This window comes from Pseudoblastomonas aquimaris, assembly GCF_035481675.1.
In the GTDB taxonomy this organism is placed as follows: Bacteria; Pseudomonadota; Alphaproteobacteria; order Sphingomonadales; family Sphingomonadaceae; genus Alteriqipengyuania_B.
In genome coordinates, this window is record NZ_JAYJJW010000001.1 from 647,807 (window position 1) to 665,858 (window position 18,052).

The window sequence follows — 18,052 nt, forward strand, 5'->3', positions numbered from 1 at the left end:
CCCGACTACGTGTGGAGCCACTTCCACACGAAGAACACGATCTCGAACAGCACGAACACGCTGGCGATCACCACTTCCCAGAAGATAATCGTCGGATCGAGCTTCATCATTGTGGCAAAACCCGCGCAGGCGAACGGGATGAAGTAGAGATAGGCGATCTTGTGATCGTTCATGTAGAACCGGTGCGCCCCGGTCGCTCCGAGAAACGCGGCGATGACGATCGCGACGATGTAGTTGGTGTCGTCCACGCCCTTGTAGACATTGCCGGTGCGATACATCAGATCGCCGTGATATTCTGCCATCGGATTGCCCCCTCGGTCTTGCAAATTACGCATGCCCTTTACCGGCAAATCCTTACGGACAAATTGAAGCCGCCACTGGCGAAGCGCAGGCGCTCTCGCTAAAGCGCCGGCCATGTCGAACGCATCCGATACGATCACCCCCGAAGTCGTCGAAGCCCATGGCCTCAGCCCGGAAGAATACGAGCGCGTCCTGAACGCGCTGGGCCGCGAGCCGAACCTCGTGGAGCTCGGCATTTTCTCGGTCATGTGGTCGGAGCATTGCTCCTACAAATCCTCGCGCCTGCACCTGAAGAAGCTGCCGACGGAGGCACCGTGGGTGATCTGCGGGCCGGGCGAGAATGCCGGCGTGATCGATATCGGCGACGGGCAGGCGGCGATCTTCAAGATGGAGAGCCACAACCACCCGAGCTACATCGAACCCTACCAGGGCGCCGCGACAGGCGTCGGCGGGATCCTGCGCGACGTCTTCACCATGGGCGCGCGGCCGGTGGCGAACGCCAACGCCCTCCGCTTCGGACGGCCCGACCATCCGAAGATGAAGCACCTCGTCCAGGGCGTGGTCGCGGGCATCGGTGGTTACGGCAATTGCGTGGGCGTGCCGACCGTGTGCGGGGAGACGAATTTCCACCCGGCATACGATGGCAACATCCTCGTCAACGCGATGACGGTGGGTGTCGCCGATGCGGACAAGATCTTCTATTCCGCCGCGACCGGTGTGGGTAATCCCATCGTCTATGTCGGCTCAAAGACCGGGCGCGACGGCATCCACGGCGCGACCATGGCCAGCGCGGACTTCGAAGAAGATGCGGAGGCCAAGCGCCCGACCGTGCAGGTCGGCGACCCCTTCACCGAAAAGCTGCTGATCGAAGCCTGCCTCGAACTGATGGCGACCGATGCCATCGTCGCGATCCAGGACATGGGCGCGGCGGGCCTCACCTCGTCGTCCGTCGAAATGGCGACCAACGGCAAGGCCGGCATCCGCCTCGACATGGACAAGGTGCCGTGCCGCGAAGAGGGCATGACGCCGTACGAGATGATGCTGAGCGAAAGCCAGGAGCGCATGCTCATGGTGCTCAAGCCTGGCAAGGAAGCGATGGCCGCAGCGATCTTCGAGAAGTGGGAGCTCGATTTCGCAGTCATCGGCGAAGTCACGGATACGCAGCACATGGTGCTCGAATTCGGCGGCGAGGTCGTCTGCGACATCCCGCTCGGCCCGCTGGCCGCGGATGCGCCGGAATACGACCGGCCCTATCTCTCCAAGGACGAGTACAAGGATTGGGCCAAGGTCAAGCCGCTGGACGGAGTGCCGGAATGCCATGACGTTGGCGTGGACCTTCTGAAGCTGATGGCCAGCCCCAATCTCGCCAGCCGGCGCTGGATCGCCGAGCAATACGACAGCCAGGTCGGCGCGGACACGTTGCAGACCGGCGGCGATGCGGGCGTGGTGCGTGTGCACGGCACGAAGAAGGCGCTGGCGATCACCACCGACTGCACGCCGCGCTATGTCTATTCCGACCCCTACGAAGGCGGCAAGCAGGCCATTGCCGAGGCCTATCGCAACCTCTGCGCCGTCGGCGCGCGCCCGCTGGCGGTCACCAACTGCCTCAATTTCGCGAACCCGCAGCGGCCCGAGATCATGAGCCAGTTCGTCCACGCCCTGGAAGGCATGGGCGAAGCCTGCCGCACGCTCGACTTCCCGATCGTGAGCGGCAACGTCAGCCTCTACAACGAAAGCAAGGCAGCGGGCGGCGGCAGCGCCATCCTCCCCACCCCGGCCATCGGCGGGGTCGGCATCATCGACGACTACGCCGACATGATGACCATGGGTTTCAAGAACGAAGGCGACACGCTGTTCCTTGTCGGCCCGGAATTCTGGGCGACGCCTGACCCCACCCGTAGCCACCTCGGCAAGTCGCTGTGGCTGAGCGTGGTGCACGGCAGCGAGGACGGGCGGACCCCGCCGACCGACCTCATCGTCGAGCGCGCGGCGGGGAAGATCATCCACCAGCTGATTGCCGACGGCCTGGTCAATGCGATCCACGACCTGTCGGACGGCGGCCTTGCGGTCGGTCTTGCGGAAATGGCGCTTGCCGGCGGCCTCGGCGCTGAGGTCGAAGCCAATTCCGAATACACCGCCGCGCAGTGGTGGTTCGGCGAGGACCAGGGGCGTTACATCGTTTCCGTGCCCGATCCCGATGCGCTGATGGCCGCGGTCAATCGCGAGACCGAGAATGTGGAGACGGCGCAGATCGGTTTCCGCAAGCTCGGCACCGTGGGCGGAGACCGGGTCCTTGGCGTGACGCTGGCGGACCTTCGCGAGGCGCACGAAAGCTTCTTCCGCGACTGGATGGGTTGAGGCCTGGATCCCTCGGTGCCCGCGGCAGTCCAGTTCCTGCTGCACTACGGCGGTCATTTCGCCGCGCCTTTTGCTCTGGCCTCAGTATTCTTTCGCGACCGATGGCTGGCCGCGGGCGCGATCATGGCGGCGACCATCGCCATCGACATCGATCACCTGCTGGCGGACCCGGTATTCGATCCGGGCCGGTGCAGCATCGGCTTCCATCCGCTCCACACGATCTGGGCGGCGCTCGCCTATTGCGCGCTGCTGGCCGTGCCGCGATGGTGGGTCCGCGCGATTGCCGCGGGCTGCCTGTGGCATCTTGCCGTCGATGGCGGGGATTGCCTGATGCAGCGGTTTTGAGCGAGGCGACGAGACGATGAGCGACAAGCACCTGCCCTATCCCCCGATGCCGCAGCTTGCCGATGGGGAGCGGGTACAGCGCGCCCGCGACATATTCGAACGACTTAAGACCCGGCGATCCTGCCGCGACTTCACCGATGCGCCGGTCCCGCGCGAGATCATCGAATACGCCATTCGCGCCGCGGGCACCGCGCCAAACGGCGCCAACCACCAGCCGTGGCATTTCGTCGCCGTCTCCTCCCCCGAAACGAAACGCGCCATCCGCAAGGCGGCCGAAGCCGAGGAGCGCAAGTTCTACGGCGCGGACGGGGACAAGCCGAAGGCGAGCCAAGAATGGCTCGGCGCGCTCGATCCCATCGGCACCGATGCGGCCAAGCCGTTCCTCGAAACCGCGCCTTGGTTGATCGTCTGTTTCGCGCAGCGCACCGGCGGGATCGAAGAAGACGGGAAAACCCAGAATTACTACGTCAACGAAAGCGTCGGCCTCGCCTGCGGAATGCTGATCGCGACACTGCACGAGGCGGGTCTCGCCACGCTCACCCACACGCCCAGCCCGATGGGCTTCTTGCGCGATATCTGCGGCCGCCCCACGCACGAGAAGCCGCTGATGATCGTGGTTGCGGGGCATCCGGCCGACGGAGCCACCGTGCCTGCCCACGCGCTGAAGAAAAAGAAGCTGGAGCAGATCGCCAGCTGGCTGTGATGGCTCAGGCCGGTTCGGCTGCAGCTCCCTCGCCCGGGGCGATCAAATTGTAGGGATCGATCCCTTCCGCGCGCCAGACCTCGTGGCATTTGCGATACAATGTCGGCTCAGGGATGCCCAGCATCCGGCGCGCCTGTTGCAGGTTGGTCGCCAGCAAGTCGCGGATCGACTGGTGCATCAGCTTGTCCGCACCCTTGCCGATGCGGTGCGCCTGCCGGACCGCCTTGAGTACGGGCGCTTCGCTCTCGCTCACGATCTTGCGGATGTGCAGCGCGCCTGCATAGCCGATCAGCAAATTGGCGAGGCTTGGTGCCTGGCCCTGGTTGAACAGCAGGACGCATTGTTCGCCCAGCGCGTCGCGGCCGTAGCCGGTGAGGACGTGCTGCAAGTCGTGCGTGTCGCGGGAACGGTCGGAATACCACTGCACGAGGTCGTCGTACCGCTTGCGGCCGAGCTTGTGCGATTCGGCGACCAGCCCGGCGGCAGACAACCCCTCACCCTCCATGAAGTCGCAATAGGCATGAGCCACGCTGCCCTTCGGCATTTTGCGCAGCGCGACATGATCGTCGAGTATTTCGGGAAGCGCCTGTTCCGTATGGCGCAGCTGCTCGCCCTTCTCGCTCAGCGCCAGTGTGCGCACACGGCCCATGAAGCTGCGCGGTGGAAGCGATTCGTAGATGCGGAAGACATGGCTGGTGTCTTCCTTGTCCTTCAGCAGCTCGCGAAAATGGTGCACCGCGCGCAAGGGGCGATAGCGCAGGACACGGCGGTCCGGATGGCGCAGCGGCGTGCCGTCGAAGGCGCTTTCTGCCGCATGGCGGGGGTCGATGGCTGTCGTCGCGTTCATGGCAATCGTCGGTGCGTGCAAAATCCTAATTTCCGGTGAGCCGTAACGTTCCCGAAATCACGCATTGGCGCCATCGTGCTGCGACAGGCCGAGCAAGGCCAGCGCTGCGGTGAGGTCCCCCCGCTCGATCCAGCCATCCGCGGCAGCGCGCGCCTTGGCCTTGGCGTGGTACGCGATCCCGTAAGTCGCGGCTTCCAGCATGGGGATGTCGTTCGCCCCGTCACCCATGGCGAGCGTGATCGCAGCGTCGCCGATGGCTGCGGCCTCTTCTTCCAGCGTGTCCCGCTTGGTCGCGCTGTCGCAGATCGGGCCGACGACCTCGCCGGTCAGCTTGCCGCTTGCCACGCCGAGCCGGTTGGCGACCACGCGGTCGAAGCCGAGCATCTCGGCGACCGGATCGGCGAAATGGTGGAAGCCGCCAGTTACCAGCACGCAGCGGCAGCCCCGTGCCTTCAGCCCGGCGAGCAGCGTCCGTGCACCGCTCATCGGGCGGATACGCTCTTCCAGGCATTGCGCGATGGCGCTTTCGTCGAGCCCTTCCAGCAGCGCGACCCGTTCGCGCAGGGCGCCGGCGAAGTCGAGTTCGCCTGCCATCGCCCGTTCGGTGATCGCCGCAACCCGGTCCTTGACCCCGGCGAAATCGGCGAGCTCGTCGATGCATTCCTGCCCGATCATCGTGGAGTCCATGTCGGATACGAACAGCTGCGGCGCGGCAATCGGTTCGTCCGCGACGAGCACGTCGGCGCTGCCGAAACTTTTATCGATCACGCCGCGCATCTGCGCCGCATCGCCGCCGGTCGCGGCGACCTGCACCACCTCGCCGTTCGCGTCGAGCAAGCCCGCGCGGGCCACCCTGATGCCACCTGCCTCCAGTTCGGCCAGCGCCGCGTCGAGGCGTGCTGACAGGTCGTCCATGTCTGCTATCAGGCGGGCGATGGGCATTGCAGGCACTCCGGAAAACCGGCGGGACAAGCCGCCGCTCGCGCTCATTGCAGGGCCGACGGCGAGCGGCAAGAGCGCGTTCGCGGTTGCCGCGGCGCAGGCGATCGAGACGCGGGGTGGCAGCGCGGTCATCGTCAACGCCGACAGCGCGCAGGTTTACGCCGACTTGCAGGTGCTGAGCGCCCGGCCGGGCGATGCCGAGATGGCCGGAATAGAGCATCGCCTGTTCGGCGCATGGGATGGCGCACAGGCCTGCACCGCCGCCGACTGGGCGCAAGCGGCCAGGCACGTCATCGGCGAGGCGCATGCGAGCGGCAGGGTGCCGATCCTGTGCGGCGGGACGGGGCTTTACCTGAAGACGCTGATGGAGGGCATTGCCCCTATTCCCCCGATCGATCCCGCTGTGCGTAACGAGGTCCGGGACTTGCCCACCTCCGATGCCTACGCCGCCCTCCAGCGCGAGGATCCGCAGCGCGCCGCAAGTCTTGCGCCGGGCGATAGCCAGCGCATTGCCCGCGCCCTCGAAGTCGTCCGTTCGACCGGGCGCACGCTCGCGGACTGGCAGGCGCGCAAGGAAGGCGGGATCGGCGCGGAAATAGCGCTCAGCCCGTTCGTGCTGCTGCCTCCCCGCGACATATTGTACGAGCGGTGCGATGCGCGTTTTGCATCCATGTTCGACCAAGGCGCAATCGGCGAAGTCGAGGCGCTGCTCGCCCGTAGCCTGTCGCCCGACCTGCCGGTCATGCGCGCCATCGGCGTTCCCGAGATCGCGGCCCTGCTGCGCGGCGAGATCTCGCGCGACGAATGCATCGCCCGCGCCGCGCAGGCGACGCGCAATTACGCCAAGCGCCAGTACACCTGGTTTCGTCGCCAGCCCCCCGCTGCCTGGCCGCGCGCCGAAGCGCCGCCCGATCCGGAAGCGTTTGTCGCCGCCATGGCGCTCTGATAGCGCGGCCCGGAGGAGAGAGCATGCCGATCACGATCTACCGCGAAGACGATGTCGATTACTCGGTCCTGGCCGGCAAGCGCGTCGCCATCGTCGGATACGGCAACCAGGGGCACGCCCACGCGCTGAACCTGCGCGACAGCGGCCATTGCGAAGTCGTGGTCGGCGCGCGCGACAATTCGCCGAGCGGCGATGCGGCACGGCAGGCGGGCTTTGCAGTCCTGCCGGTTGCCGAGGCGGCCGCATCCGATATCGTCATGCTGCTCGCCCCGGACGAGACGCAGCCGGCGATCTATGCCGACCATATTCGCGATGCGATGAAGCCGGGCGCGGCACTGGGCTTCGCGCATGGCTTTGCGGTCCATTACGGGCTGATCGAGCCGCGCTTGGACATCGACGTCATCATGGCCGCGCCACTCGGTCCCGGCAAAGGGTTGCGCGCGGAATATGTTGCCGGGCGCGGCCTGCCCGCCCTCCTCGCCGTGGCGCAGGATGCTAGCGGATCGGCCAGGGACCTCGCGCTCGCCTATGCCGGCGGCATCGGCGCCGGGCGCGCGGCGATCCTGGAGACCACTTTCAAGGACGAGACCGAAACCGACCTGTTCGGCGAACAGGCGGTGTTGTGCGGCGGGATGCCGGCGCTGATCGTCGCCGCGTTCGAAACGCTGATCGAAGCCGGCTACCCGCCCGAACTCGCCTATATCGTGTGTCTGCACGAAACGAAGCTGATCACCGACCTGCTGCAGAAAGGCGGCATCGCGGCGATGAATCTGGCGATTTCCAACACGGCGGAATTCGGCGGCAATGCGGTGGGCAAGCGCCTCGTCACGCCCGATACGAAAGCGGAAATGGAGCGCGTGCTGGCCGAAGTGCGCGATGGCCGCTTCACCGAAGAATTCATTGCCGACGCCAGGGCGGGCAATCCGGCGCTTCGTGCCGACAGGGCCCGGCAGGCCGACCACCCGATTGAAGCCGCCGGCACGCGCGTGCGCGGCCTCATGCCGTGGCTGAAGGAGGAATGACCCGATGACCGAAGCGATCCTCGACCCCGACCTGCCGATCATCGACCCGCATCACCATTTGTGGGACTTGCGTCCGCTGGTGCCGATGTTCCCCGAACCGCGCCATGCCTTCATCGAGGCGATCGCAGGCGCGGCTCATTACACGTTCGACCAGCTGCAGGCCGACACCGCGAGCGGGCACCGCATCGTCGGCACCGTCTTCATGGAATGCGGCGCCTTCTACCGCGCCGATGCGGAAGAACACCTGAAGCCGGTCGGCGAAGTGGAGTTCGTGAACGGCGTCGCGGCGCAGGGGGCGAGCGGGCTCTACGGCGAATACCGCCCCTGCGCGGCCATCGTCGGCCATGCCGACCTTACGCGCGGCGCGGCGGCGGGCGAGGTCCTCGACGCGCTGGCGCAAGCGGGCAGCGGCAGGTTCCGCGGCATTCGCCACCAGGGCGCGTGGGACGCCGATCCCGAAGTCCTCGGCCCGCCGTTCCATGCACCGGAAGGGCTGTACCGGATGGACGCTTTCCGGGAAGGTTTCGCGCAGCTCGGCACGCGGGGGCTGACGTTCGATGCCTGGGTGCTGGAACCGCAGTTGCCCGACGTGATCGACCTCGCCCGCGCCTTCCCCGACCAGCCCATCGTGCTCGACCATTGCGGCACCCCGCTCGGCATCGCCTGCTATGCAGGCAAGCTGGAAGAGCATTACCCGCGCTGGAAAGAACGCATTAGCGAACTCGCTGCGTTCGAGAACGTGACCGTGAAGCTGGGCGGGCTGGCGATGGCGTTCTGCCAGCTGCCCGACCGGGGGCCTGCCGCAGGCCTAGGCTCGGAAGAGCTGGCCGCCTTGTGGAAGCCCTATATCGAGCACTGCATCGAAGCCTTCGGGCAGGATCGCGCGATGTTCGAATCCAACTACCCGGTCGATCGCTGGGGCGCGAGCTATCCGGTGCTGTGGAACGCCTTCAAGCGCCTCGCCGCGGGCGCAAGCGAGAGCGAGAAGCGCGCACTGTTTGCGGGCACGGCGGCGCGTATCTACGGCATCGAACACATCCTGCCCGCCGCCGCTTGAACGCGCGGACCGGCAGCGCCATCTCGAACAGACATGGATACGATCGACCGCGAACCCCTGCCCGGTGTGCCGCAAACGGCTTTCCGGCCCGCCGGCCTCCTGGCCCTGCTGATGATCGCCGCCTATTTCGGCGTGGCAGACCCCATCGACCTCGGCGTTTCGCCGCTCGCTCTGGAACAGGGGCGATGGTGGACTCTGGTGACGCATATGTTCGCCCATTCCGGCCTCATCCACCTCGCTTTCAACGCGCTGGTCCTCTTCTTCCTAGGCGGACCGATATTCGCGCGGATGGGAGAAGGGGCGATGGCGTGGGCGCGCTTCCTGCTCTTTTTCCTCGCCTGCGGCCTTGGCGGTGCCTTCCTCTATGTCGCGTTGAATCCGGCATCCTACATCCCCGCCATCGGAGCGTCGGGCGCGGTGTTCGGCTTCGTCGGGCTGATGGCGCGGCTGCCCTTCATGCGCCCCGGCCAACCCATGCCGCAGGTGGACGCTAACGGCATCCGCCCGCTGACCGGCGAGTTGCTGCTGCGCAACCTGTTCCTGATCGGCATCCTCAGCCTGGCCGGTCTCGTCATGCCGATTGCCTGGGAAGCGCATCTCGGCGGGTTCCTCGTCGGCCTGCTCTTGGGCCCGCTATTCCTGCAGCGCCGAAATCGCCCCGTCCGCCGCTAAATCCCTCGACAGCAGCGCTGCGGCTTTGCATAGGGCGCCTTAACCGATCGCTTAACAAAGGATCCGCCGATGGCCCTGCCCGCCCTGTTCGACAATCTCCGCCTGCCGGTCATCGGCTCCCCGCTGTTCATCATTTCGGGGCCGGAGCTGGTCATTGCACAGTGCAAGGCAGGTATCGTCGGCAGCTTCCCGGCGCTCAATGCCCGCCCCTCCGGCGTGCTCGACGAATGGCTGGCCCGGATCACCGAGGAACTCGCCGCGCACAATCGCGACAACCCGGACCGCCCCGCCGCGCCTTTCGCGGTCAACCAGATCGTCCACCGCACCAATGGCCGGCTCGAAGAAGACATGCAGGTGTGTGCCAAGTGGCAGGTGCCGATGGTCATCACCTCGCTCGGCGCGCGCGAAGAGATTTTCGAGGCCGTGCGCGGTTGGGGCGGCATCACGATGCACGACGTGATCAACAACCGCTTCGCCAGAAAAGCGATCGAAAAGGGCGCCGACGGCCTGATCCCGGTGGCGGCCGGCGCGGGCGGCCATGCGGGCACCCAGTCGCCCTTCGCCCTGATGCAGGAAATCCGCGAGTGGTTCGACGGGCCGGTGGCGCTGTCGGGCTCCATCGCCAACGGCCGTTCGATCCTCGCCGCGCAGGCGCTGGGGGCCGACTTCGGCTATATCGGTTCCGCCTTCATCGCGACCGAGGAAGCGAATGCGGACCAGCCCTACAAGGACATGATCGTCGGCAGCGGCGCGGACGACATCGTCTATTCCAACCTCTTCACCGGTGTGCACGGCAACTACCTGCGCGGCTCGATCGAGAACGCGGGGCTCAATCCCGACGACCTGCCCGAAAGCGATCCCAGCAAGATGAACTTCGGTTCCGGCGGGAACAGCAAGGCAAAGGCGTGGAAAGACATCTGGGGATCGGGCCAGGGCGTCGGCGCGGTGAAGGCCGTGCAGAGCGTGGCGGACCGGGTCGACCAGCTGGAGCGTGAATACCATGAAGCGCGCGCAGCCCTGGCAGAGGCCGCCGCGCGCTTTTCCACTTAGGTCGCGGCCCACAGCTCCTCGACCATCGCGTCTAGCGTCGTGAAATCGCCCATCGGCCGCAGCGGATCGCGGCGGTTGAGCTGCACCGCCCCGCCGCCCGCCAGCAGCCGCTTGCGCAAGGCCCGCTGCAGAAGCCGGATCCGCATGCGTGCCGTGTCGATCGCAGTCTCTTCGTCCTGCAAGCGATCGGCCTGCCACGCGGCCTCGATCCGGCCGAGCCGCTCAGCCACCATTTCCGAATAGAGGCGATGCGGGCCGCGATGGAGCGGCAATTGCAGGCGCAATACCGCGCTTTCACGGCACGGCAGCAGCATGCCGTTGGCGCGAAAATCCTCGAAGCGCGGACCAACCGGCTCCACCGCCTCGAACAGGCCGCGAAATTCCTGCATCCGGCGCAGCTGGACGGGCAGGATATGGTGGCGTTGCAGGTCCGGGCGATAGGCGGGCGTTCCGGCGACGTTGACTTTGCGGAAAGGCAGGACCGAACGGCCATGCGTATCGCGGGCTGCCCCCGCGCTGCTTCCCGGGCCCTCTTTCATTCGGCTTCGGTGCTGGCCGGAAATGCGCGGATGAAGCGGCCATTGCGCGACAGGCGCAGGTCGAGGACGTGCTCGCCGATTTCCCTGCGCCCGTCTTCCGGCACGAACACGCCTTGCCGGACCAGCTCGTCCACCAGGCGGACCGCGACATGGGCCCGTGCTTTCGCGTCCTCTGCCACCGAGGGTTCGACCCGCAGTTCGTGGCCCGTCAGCATCGCCAGCCCGCGCGTCTGCAACCCGCCATCCACTTCGCCCACCATCGCGGTTAGACCGAGCGCCGGGAACACACCTCCCGCCAGCCATTCGCCCACGATGCGGGTGAAATAGGCCGGCGCCATGAGCGTGTTGGCCCCGCCCCAGCCCACGGCGACGACACCGTCCAGCCCGGCCAACGCCCGTCCGACTGCCATCAGCGAACGATAGACCGGCGGCAAGCCGATCCCGTCGACGATATGCGGCCCGGGGCGCAGTTCGATCGCCTCGCAATCGAGCAGGCCCTGTTCTTCGCGCAGGCCGAACCGCTGGGCACCGTCCATCATGCCGACGCCGGTTCCAGGTGCGAGCCCGACGAGGTCGTAGGTCAGCCCGTCTGCCAGTAGCTCGGCCCAGCCCGGCTGCCCCTGCCCGGCGTCGGCATTTACGCCGTCACTCTCGTGCGAAACCTGGAACGCGCCGCCGGTGGCCATCCGCTTCACTTGCGCGAGACCGGGCCGATCCCCTGGCGCGAAAAGAAACGCCATTCCGACATCGCTTGCAGCCAGATTGTGTGTCGCAGAAGAGATAGCGTCGTTCCCGTCGTAGTCACTATCTTGATGGCCAGAATTGCCAAACCGGTCCAGAGTTTACAGGCGCAAAGCCTCCATTACGGAGCATTCTATTCAAAACGCGCCCATGGCCAGTCCCTCGGCCAGCGCCTCGCCAAGGTCGCGTGCCTGCGCCAGCGCCGTTTCGGGCACTTTCTTGGCAGCGAGTATTTCCTCCGGCGTCTGGGCGGCGAAATTCACGATGACGGGTTCGGCAACGCGGCGCAGCCGCCAGCCTTTCGCGATCCGGTCGATCTGCGCCTGCGCGCCCGCCCCGTCCGATCCGGCGGCGATGATCGTGGCATAAGCCCGGCCCTGGATCCGGCCGAGCACGGGGTAATAGCACCGGTCGAACATTTCCTTCATCAGGCCGCTCATGGTGGCGAGGTTTTCGGGGCAGACGAACAGATAGCCGCCGGCGCCCAGCAGATCGTCCGGCTCGACCGCGTCCGCCGACAGCAGGCGGGCACCCTCACCCGCCCCGTCCGCCGCGGCCTCAGCAAGAGCGCGGGCGCCGCCGGTGCGGCTGTGCCAGGCAACGAGGAGGTGCGGGGGGTCCGACATGCAACAACAGTCGCCCGTGGCTGTCGATTGTCAATCCCGCCCGCTTCCGCAACGCGCGCCCGGCGGCTAGGCTGCGCGCCATGCCCGACCCGCTGACCTCCTCGCACGTACTTGGCGTTTCCCATTCGCTGTCCGGCCAGAGCTGGATCTGGCGCGGCGGCAACAACGCCTTCGGCATGGCAGGCGGCGCGGAAGAGGATATCGTCACCCAGCTCCTCCTCGCCCGCGGGGTGGAGCCGGGCGATATCGAGAAGGAACGGCAGCCGACCCTGCGCGCCTTCCTTCCCGACCCGTCGGAATTCCGCGACATGGACACGGCGGCGGAGCGGCTTGCCCAGGCGGTGCTGACGGGCGAGCAGGTCACCGTCTACGGCGATTACGACGTCGACGGCGCCACCAGCGCGGCGCTGCTGATCCACCTCCTCCGCATGCTGGGGACCGAGGCCGACCACTACATCCCCGACCGCCTGCTGGAAGGCTACGGCCCCAGCGGGGAGGCGCTGGTCAAGCTGGGCGAAAGCGGGTCGAGCCTGGTCGTCACGGTCGATTGTGGGGCGATGGCGCATGACGCGCTGCGGCAGGCACATGATGCGGGGCTCGACGTGATCGTGGTCGACCACCACAAATGCTCGCCCGAGTTGCCGCGCACGGTGGCGCTCGTGAACCCCAACCGGCTCGACGAGAGTGATATCGGCGCCTCCCACGGGCACCTTGCCGCCGTGGGCGTCGCCTTCCTGCTCGCCATTGCCACGGTCCGCACCTTGCGCGAGCGCGGCTTCTTTTCCGATCGCAAGGAGCCGGACCTGCGCGGCCTGCTCGACCTCGTGGCGCTGGGCACGGTGGCCGATGTCGCGGCGCTGCGCGGGCTCAACCGGGCATTCGTGGCGCAGGGCCTGAAGGTCATGGCGCGGCGCGACAATATCGGCATGGCGGCACTGATCGATGCCAGCCGCCTGAAGCGCGCGCCGCAGTGCAGCGACCTCGGCTTCGCGCTCGGACCGCGCATCAACGCCGGTGGCCGCGTGGGCGAAGCGACGCTGGGCGTGCGCCTGCTGACCACGCGCGACCCGGAAGAAGCGGCGGAGATCGCCCGCCAGCTTTCGGAGCTGAACGAGGATCGCCGCGCGATCGAGGCGGCGGTGCAGGAAGCAGCGGAGGACCAGCTGGCGGCGCAGCACAACCGCGCCGTTCCGGTGGTCGCCGGCAAGGGCTGGCATCCCGGCGTGATCGGCATCGTTGCCGGGCGGCTCAAGGAGAAGACTGGCAAGCCGACGATCGTCATCGCGCTCGACGCCGACGATGCCGGACAGGGCAAGGGTTCGGGCCGGTCCATCGCGGGAGTGGACCTCGGCGCGGCCATCATCGCCGCGCGCGAGAACGACCTGCTCGTCGCCGGTGGCGGCCATGCGATGGCGGCCGGGCTGACAATTGCGGAGGACCGGCTCGAGGCATTCCGCGACTGGCTCGACACCACGCTGTCGCGTCAGGTCGAGGCGGCGATGGCGGGGCGCAAGCTCGCGCTCGATCTCTCGCTGACACCCGGCGGCCTCACCCCCGAACTGATCGAGACCATGGAAGCCGCCGGACCCTATGGCATGGGCTGGCCGGGGCCCAAGGTGGCCATCGGGCCCGTCCGGCTGGTCAAGGCCGACATCGTGGGCACGGACCACCTGCGCCTGATCGCAGCCGGCGACGACGGGGCCCGGATAAAGGCGATCGCGTTCCGCGCCGCCGAATCGGACATGGGACAGGCGATCCTGTCCGCGCCCGGAGGCCGCCGCCTGTGGCTGGCGGGCCGCGCGAAGATCGACGATTGGGGCGCCCGCCCGGCGGCGGAATTGCACCTGGAAGACGCCGCCTGGGCCGACTGAAAGCCCGCGAGGCGAAAAAAGCCCATCAACCGGGTTGACCCGCCCCGCCGTGCCCCTTAGAGGCGCGTCACCGCATCGGATGGCCCCTTCGTCTAGCGGTTAGGACGCGGCCCTTTCACGGCTGAAACACGGGTTCGATTCCCGTAGGGGTCACCACCGATGCACTCCCCACACATTGTCGGCGACACTGGCTTGTGCGGCGGCGAACCTCGCCGCTAAGGGGCGTTCATGCGCCCTCGCCGCGAATTGCCGATCGTCCCGCTGATCCTCGCCGCCATCGGCGCGGTGGCCGTCGGTGTCGCTTCGGAACAGGCGTGGCTCGCCCTTGTGGTGTTCGGCCTGTGGGCCTGCACCTTCTGGCTGGTGCCGGTGCAGGCGGTGGAAACCCAGTCGAAACGCAGCGACCTCAGCCTGACGCAGGACAATGTTCGCCGCCTGCTCGACAACATGGCGACCCCGCTGCTGCTGGTGGACGAGCGGCGCATCGTGATCGCCAACGCCGCTGCTCGCGAGATTCTCGGCCAGCATGTCGTCGGGCAGGATCCGCGCATCGGGCTGCGCCATCCCGCCGCGGTCGCCCTGCTCGATTCGAACGACGGCGGGACCGACATGATCACCGGCCTGACCGGCCGCAAGAGCGTGTGGCAGATGACGCGCCAGTCGGTCGACGGGCGGTTCTGGCTGATCGAGCTGCTCAACCGCACGATCGAAGCCGACGTGAGCCGCGCGCATACCGATTTCGTCGCCAATGCCAGCCACGAGCTTCGCACCCCGCTCGCCAACATCATCGGTTACGTCGAGACGCTGCTGGATACCGACGGCGAAATCGACCCCGCGATGCAGGACAAGTTCCTCGGCACCACCCTGCGCGAGGCGCGGCGGCTGCAGGCACTGGTCAGTGATCTCATGTCGCTCTCCCGCGTGGAGGCGGAAAAGCACGAACTGCCCGAACAGTCGATCGACCTGGTCGAGACGGTCCGCAAGGCGGCGAGCGAAAGCGGCAAAATCGAACAGCGCCACCGGGTCGAGGTTTCGCTGCCGGATGCGCCCATGACCATTCGCGGCGATGGCCAGCAGCTGGAACAGCTGGTGCGCAACCTCGTCGACAATGCGCTGAAATACGGCGGAGAGGACCAACCGGTATCCGTCGTGCTGACCGGGGATGGCAGCCGCGCCAGCCTGCGCGTGGTCGACCGGGGCGAAGGCATTGCCAGCGACCACTTGCCGCACCTCACCCGCCGGTTCTACCGCACCGATCCGGGGCGCAGCCGCGCTGCGGGCGGTACCGGCCTCGGCCTCGCCATCGTGAAGCATATCGTGGAGCGCCATCGCGGCCGGCTCGATATCGACAGCAAGCAGGGTGAAGGCACCACGGTTTCTGTGCGGCTGCCCCTGCTCTGACGGCTGCGCGGAAAGCGCAGTTTTCCACCGTTCATTTCCGCACCGTCGCCGCTTGTCACAAAAGCGCAACATCGCATCGCCAAGGGCGTCACATTCGTCACCAACCCGTCAATTCGAGGTTTGATAATGCGTCGTTCGCTTCTTGCCGGGGTGCTGCTTGCCGGCACCGTCCTTTCGCCGACCGTTGCCCAGGCACAGGATGCCGCCGCGCCCACCGATGCCGAGATCATCGCCGAGATGCGCGCCGAACTCGCCGCCCTGCGCGCCCGTGTGGACGAGCTGGAAGGCCGCACCCGGGCCGCCGAAAGCAGCATCGCGGTGCAGGCGGAAGGCCAGCAGGAAATCCGCACGGCAATCGCGGAAGTCGAAGCCGCGCCGGCCACGACCACCGCTTTCAAGGGTGCGCCCCAAGTCTCCTCCGACAGTGGCTGGACCTTCAAACCCCGCGGCCGCGTGATGGTGGACGCCGGAACCATCTCCGCCCCCGAAGGGATCGACGACGGTTTCGGCAGCAAGCTGCGCCGTGTCCGCCTGGGCGTACAGGGCGATATGCCGGGCGGATTCGGCTACAAGGTGGAAGCCGATTTCGCCGGAAACGAAGTCGACCTGACCGATGCCTTCCTGTCCTACGAGGATGGCGGGTTCGAAGTGCGCGCCGGCCAGTTCAACAATTTCCAGTCGCTTGAGGAGCTGACCAGCAGCCTCAACACCTCTTTCATCGAGCGCGCCGCCTTCACCGATGCCTTCGGCTTCCGCCGCAAGGTCGGGGTCGGCGGGCAGTGGTCCGGCGGTGACGTGCTGGTCCAGGCCGGTGCCTTTGCCGACAACAGCGAGACCCTGCCCGACGGTAGCCGGTCTTACGACGCGCGCATCGTCTTCATGCCGAAGACGTCGTTCGGCCAGCTGCACCTTGGCGCGTCGGTCCACCAGACCGATCTCGATGACGGCGAAACCGTCCGCTACCGCCAGCGCCCGCTGGTGAACTTCACCTCCGTGCGCCCGGTCAACACTGGCTCGCTCGATGCGACCGGCGAGTTCGGCTACGGTGCGGAAGCGGCCCTGATCAGCGGCCCGTTCCATTTTGCGGGCGAAGCCTTCTGGCAGCAGCCGGAGCTTGTCGCCGCCGCATCCGACCCGACTTTCTTCGGTGGCTATGTCGAAGCCGGCGTGTTCCTGACCCCGGGGGATTCGCGCGGCTACAAGGGCGGCACGTTCGACCGGATCAAGCCGTCCAGCCCCGTCGGCGAAGGCGGTTTCGGCGCGGTCCAGTTCAATGTCCGCTACGACCGGCTCGACCTGTCGGACGACGGGATCGTGGGCGGCACGCAGGATGGCTATTACGCCTCGCTCGTCTGGTCGCCGACCGCCTACACCCGCCTGATGCTGAATTACGGCCACCTCGAATATGGCGATGCCGCCGTGCCTGCCGCCAATGGCGACCGCGACTATGCCATCGATGTCGTCGGTGCCCGCGCGCAGGTCGATTTCTGATCCGGTGACGCGGGTTTGCGGCGGTCACGCTGCTTTCGCACAAGCGTCACAATTCAACCCTAACGAAGCCGCACTTCCCGATAGGAGCGTAATATGAAATTCGTACTTCGTACTTCCCTGCTGGCTGTCGCCGCAGTGTCCCTCGCCGCTTGCGGTTCCAGCAGCGATTCGCGCGACAACGTCCGCGCCGTCGGTTCCTCGACCGTCCTGCCCTTCGCCAAGAAGGTCGCAGAGGAATACGGCCGCGCCAATCCCGAGATGAACGCCCCGATTATCGAATCGAACGGCACGGGCGGCGGCATCGAGCTGTTCTGCGCCGGCGTCGGCACCCAGCACCCCGACATCGCCAACGCTTCGCGCCGGATGAAGGCGAGCGAATTCGAAACCTGCCAGAAGAACGGCGTGACCGAGATCACCGAAATCGAAGTCGGCCTGGACGGCATCGCCTTTGCCGCTGCCAAGGACGGCATCGACATCGCCCTGACGCCGGAGCAGGTGTACATGGCGCTGGCCGCCAACCCCTATGGCGAGGAGCAGACCGCGACCAAGTGGTCCGACATCGATCCCTCGCTGCCCGACATCGACATCCTCGTGTACGGTCCGCCGGAAACCTCGGGCACCAGCGATGCGCTGAAGGAACTGATCCTGACGCCGGGTTGCGCATCCAATGCCGACATGGCCGCGATGAAGGAAAGCGATGAAGAGCGTTACGAGGAAATCTGCACTTCGTTGCGCACCGACGGCGCCTATTCCAAGCAGGGCGAGCAGGACAACCTGATCGTCAAGAAGCTGGCGCAGACCCCCAACGCGATCGGCGTGTTCGGTTACTCGTACCTCGAAGAGAACCTCGGTTCGCTGAAGGGCATCGCGATGAACGGCGTCGAGCCGACGTACGAGAACATCGCCGACTTCAGCTACCCGGGTGCCCGTCCGCTGTTCATCTATGTGAAGAAGCAGCACATCGGCGCCATTCCGGGCCTCGAAGGCTTCCTCGCACAGTGGGGCCAGATGTGGGGCAAGGACGGTCCGCTGACCTCGATCGGCCTGATCGCCAACCCGGACGACAAGGCCGCCGACATGATGTCGCGGCTAACCGCCCTGCCCACCCTTGACGGGGCCGAGCTGAAGTAACAACAGCCGC

The 18,052-nt window shown here is 66.7% G+C and carries 18 protein-coding genes and 1 tRNA gene; 13 read left to right on the forward strand and 6 right to left on the reverse strand.

Annotated features, from left to right (window positions below; all coding sequences use genetic code 11):
* Window positions 1-5: 5 nt before the first annotated feature.
* Complete coding sequence (locus VCJ71_RS03115) at window positions 6-302, reverse strand: NINE protein (protein ID WP_324639020.1); 297 nt, start codon at window positions 300-302, stop codon at window positions 6-8.
* A gap of 112 nt (window positions 303-414) precedes the next feature.
* Between VCJ71_RS03115 and purL the strand changes: the two genes are divergently transcribed.
* From purL to VCJ71_RS03130, 3 genes are read left to right on the forward strand one after another with little or no spacing between them, the layout of a single operon-like run.
* Window positions 415-2,658, forward strand: coding sequence for a phosphoribosylformylglycinamidine synthase subunit PurL (purL, locus tag VCJ71_RS03120; protein WP_324639022.1), 2,244 nt, complete (start codon window positions 415-417; stop codon window positions 2,656-2,658).
* Window positions 2,659-2,673: 15 nt separating this feature from the next.
* A complete protein-coding gene (locus tag VCJ71_RS03125) occupies window positions 2,674-3,003 on the forward strand; it encodes a DUF6122 family protein (RefSeq protein ID WP_324639024.1) in 330 nt (109 codons plus the stop codon).
* A 16-nt stretch (window positions 3,004-3,019) separates the two neighbouring features.
* A complete protein-coding gene (locus VCJ71_RS03130; protein ID WP_324639025.1) occupies window positions 3,020-3,706 on the forward strand; it encodes a nitroreductase family protein in 687 nt (228 codons plus the stop codon).
* A 4-nt stretch (window positions 3,707-3,710) separates the two neighbouring features.
* On the opposite strand, the gene VCJ71_RS03135 is transcribed toward VCJ71_RS03130, so the two are convergent.
* Both VCJ71_RS03135 and serB read right to left on the reverse strand, forming a co-directional pair.
* Window positions 3,711-4,553, reverse strand: a complete 843-nt coding sequence (locus tag VCJ71_RS03135; protein ID WP_324639028.1) for a Coq4 family protein — start codon at window positions 4,551-4,553, stop codon at window positions 3,711-3,713.
* A gap of 57 nt (window positions 4,554-4,610) precedes the next feature.
* Window positions 4,611-5,495: a phosphoserine phosphatase SerB gene (serB, locus tag VCJ71_RS03140; RefSeq protein WP_324639030.1), complete on the reverse strand. Its 885-nt coding sequence runs from the start codon at window positions 5,493-5,495 to the stop codon at window positions 4,611-4,613.
* On the opposite strand from serB, the gene miaA reads away from it, so the two are divergent.
* The 5 genes from miaA to VCJ71_RS03165 all read left to right on the forward strand — a co-directional run bounded on the left by miaA (window position 5,488) and on the right by VCJ71_RS03165 (window position 10,242).
* Window positions 5,488-6,441, forward strand: a complete 954-nt coding sequence (miaA, locus tag VCJ71_RS03145; protein WP_324639032.1) for a tRNA (adenosine(37)-N6)-dimethylallyltransferase MiaA — start codon at window positions 5,488-5,490, stop codon at window positions 6,439-6,441. The genes serB and miaA overlap by 8 nt on opposite strands.
* Before the next feature lie 29 nt (window positions 6,442-6,470).
* Entirely contained in the window at window positions 6,471-7,463 is a 993-nt protein-coding gene (ilvC, locus tag VCJ71_RS03150; RefSeq protein WP_324640861.1) for a ketol-acid reductoisomerase, read from the forward strand.
* Window positions 7,464-7,467: 4 nt separating this feature from the next.
* On the forward strand, window positions 7,468-8,520 hold the full coding sequence (locus VCJ71_RS03155) for an amidohydrolase family protein (RefSeq protein WP_324639034.1): 1,053 nt from the start codon (window positions 7,468-7,470) through the stop codon (window positions 8,518-8,520).
* 33 nt (window positions 8,521-8,553) lie between these two features.
* On the forward strand, window positions 8,554-9,192 hold the full coding sequence (locus tag VCJ71_RS03160; RefSeq protein ID WP_324639036.1) for a rhomboid family intramembrane serine protease: 639 nt from the start codon (window positions 8,554-8,556) through the stop codon (window positions 9,190-9,192).
* A gap of 69 nt (window positions 9,193-9,261) precedes the next feature.
* Complete coding sequence (locus VCJ71_RS03165; RefSeq protein ID WP_324639038.1) at window positions 9,262-10,242, forward strand: NAD(P)H-dependent flavin oxidoreductase; 981 nt, start codon at window positions 9,262-9,264, stop codon at window positions 10,240-10,242.
* On the opposite strand, the gene VCJ71_RS03170 is transcribed toward VCJ71_RS03165, so the two are convergent.
* The 3 genes from VCJ71_RS03170 to VCJ71_RS03180 form a co-directional block, all read right to left on the reverse strand.
* Window positions 10,239-10,781, reverse strand: coding sequence for an AHH domain-containing protein (locus VCJ71_RS03170; RefSeq protein ID WP_324639039.1), 543 nt, complete (start codon window positions 10,779-10,781; stop codon window positions 10,239-10,241). The genes VCJ71_RS03165 and VCJ71_RS03170 overlap by 4 nt on opposite strands.
* Window positions 10,778-11,521 carry a hypothetical protein gene (locus tag VCJ71_RS03175; protein ID WP_324639041.1) on the reverse strand — a complete coding sequence of 248 codons (744 nt, stop codon included), beginning with the start codon at window positions 11,519-11,521 and terminating at the stop codon, window positions 10,778-10,780. The genes VCJ71_RS03170 and VCJ71_RS03175 overlap by 4 nt, the downstream gene beginning before the upstream one ends.
* Window positions 11,522-11,659: 138 nt before the next feature.
* Window positions 11,660-12,148, reverse strand: coding sequence for a flavodoxin family protein (locus tag VCJ71_RS03180; protein WP_324639043.1), 489 nt, complete (start codon window positions 12,146-12,148; stop codon window positions 11,660-11,662).
* An 80-nt stretch (window positions 12,149-12,228) separates the two neighbouring features.
* Between VCJ71_RS03180 and recJ the strand changes: the two genes are divergently transcribed.
* The 5 genes from recJ (at window position 12,229) to VCJ71_RS03205 (ending at window position 18,042) form a co-directional block, all read left to right on the forward strand.
* On the forward strand, window positions 12,229-14,019 hold the full coding sequence (gene recJ / locus VCJ71_RS03185) for a single-stranded-DNA-specific exonuclease RecJ (RefSeq protein WP_324639044.1): 1,791 nt from the start codon (window positions 12,229-12,231) through the stop codon (window positions 14,017-14,019).
* An 81-nt stretch (window positions 14,020-14,100) separates the two neighbouring features.
* Window positions 14,101-14,175 (forward strand) — tRNA-Glu (locus tag VCJ71_RS03190).
* Between the two features lie 72 nt (window positions 14,176-14,247).
* Window positions 14,248-15,420 (forward strand): sensor histidine kinase, encoded by a 1,173-nt coding sequence (locus tag VCJ71_RS03195; protein ID WP_324639046.1) that lies wholly within the window; start codon window positions 14,248-14,250, stop codon window positions 15,418-15,420.
* Between the two features lie 126 nt (window positions 15,421-15,546).
* Window positions 15,547-16,911, forward strand: a complete 1,365-nt coding sequence (locus VCJ71_RS03200; protein ID WP_324639048.1) for an OprO/OprP family phosphate-selective porin — start codon at window positions 15,547-15,549, stop codon at window positions 16,909-16,911.
* Between the two features lie 93 nt (window positions 16,912-17,004).
* On the forward strand, window positions 17,005-18,042 hold the full coding sequence (locus tag VCJ71_RS03205; RefSeq protein WP_324639049.1) for a substrate-binding domain-containing protein: 1,038 nt from the start codon (window positions 17,005-17,007) through the stop codon (window positions 18,040-18,042).
* The last annotated feature ends 10 nt before the right edge of the window (window positions 18,043-18,052 follow it).

Excerpts from the sequence above, each read along its gene's own strand:
- VCJ71_RS03115 (WP_324639020.1), bottom strand. The coding sequence starts at position 302 with ATGGCAGAATATCACGGCGATCTGATGTATCGCACCGGCAATGTCTAC.
- purL (WP_324639022.1), top strand. The coding sequence starts at position 415 with ATGTCGAACGCATCCGATACGATCACCCCCGAAGTCGTCGAAGCCCAT.
- VCJ71_RS03130 (WP_324639025.1), top strand. The coding sequence starts at position 3,020 with ATGAGCGACAAGCACCTGCCCTATCCCCCGATGCCGCAGCTTGCCGAT.
- VCJ71_RS03135 (WP_324639028.1), bottom strand. The coding sequence starts at position 4,553 with ATGAACGCGACGACAGCCATCGACCCCCGCCATGCGGCAGAAAGCGCC.
- miaA (WP_324639032.1), top strand. The coding sequence starts at position 5,488 with ATGGGCATTGCAGGCACTCCGGAAAACCGGCGGGACAAGCCGCCGCTC.
- serB (WP_324639030.1), bottom strand. The coding sequence starts at position 5,495 with ATGCCCATCGCCCGCCTGATAGCAGACATGGACGACCTGTCAGCACGC.
- VCJ71_RS03155 (WP_324639034.1), top strand. The coding sequence starts at position 7,468 with ATGACCGAAGCGATCCTCGACCCCGACCTGCCGATCATCGACCCGCAT.
- VCJ71_RS03160 (WP_324639036.1), top strand. The coding sequence starts at position 8,554 with ATGGATACGATCGACCGCGAACCCCTGCCCGGTGTGCCGCAAACGGCT.
- VCJ71_RS03165 (WP_324639038.1), top strand. The coding sequence starts at position 9,262 with ATGGCCCTGCCCGCCCTGTTCGACAATCTCCGCCTGCCGGTCATCGGC.
- VCJ71_RS03170 (WP_324639039.1), bottom strand. The coding sequence starts at position 10,781 with ATGAAAGAGGGCCCGGGAAGCAGCGCGGGGGCAGCCCGCGATACGCAT.
- VCJ71_RS03175 (WP_324639041.1), bottom strand. The coding sequence starts at position 11,521 with ATGGCGTTTCTTTTCGCGCCAGGGGATCGGCCCGGTCTCGCGCAAGTG.
- VCJ71_RS03180 (WP_324639043.1), bottom strand. The coding sequence starts at position 12,148 with ATGTCGGACCCCCCGCACCTCCTCGTTGCCTGGCACAGCCGCACCGGC.
- recJ (WP_324639044.1), top strand. The coding sequence starts at position 12,229 with ATGCCCGACCCGCTGACCTCCTCGCACGTACTTGGCGTTTCCCATTCG.
- VCJ71_RS03195 (WP_324639046.1), top strand. The coding sequence starts at position 14,248 with ATGCGCCCTCGCCGCGAATTGCCGATCGTCCCGCTGATCCTCGCCGCC.
- VCJ71_RS03200 (WP_324639048.1), top strand. The coding sequence starts at position 15,547 with ATGCGTCGTTCGCTTCTTGCCGGGGTGCTGCTTGCCGGCACCGTCCTT.
- VCJ71_RS03205 (WP_324639049.1), top strand. The coding sequence starts at position 17,005 with ATGAAATTCGTACTTCGTACTTCCCTGCTGGCTGTCGCCGCAGTGTCC.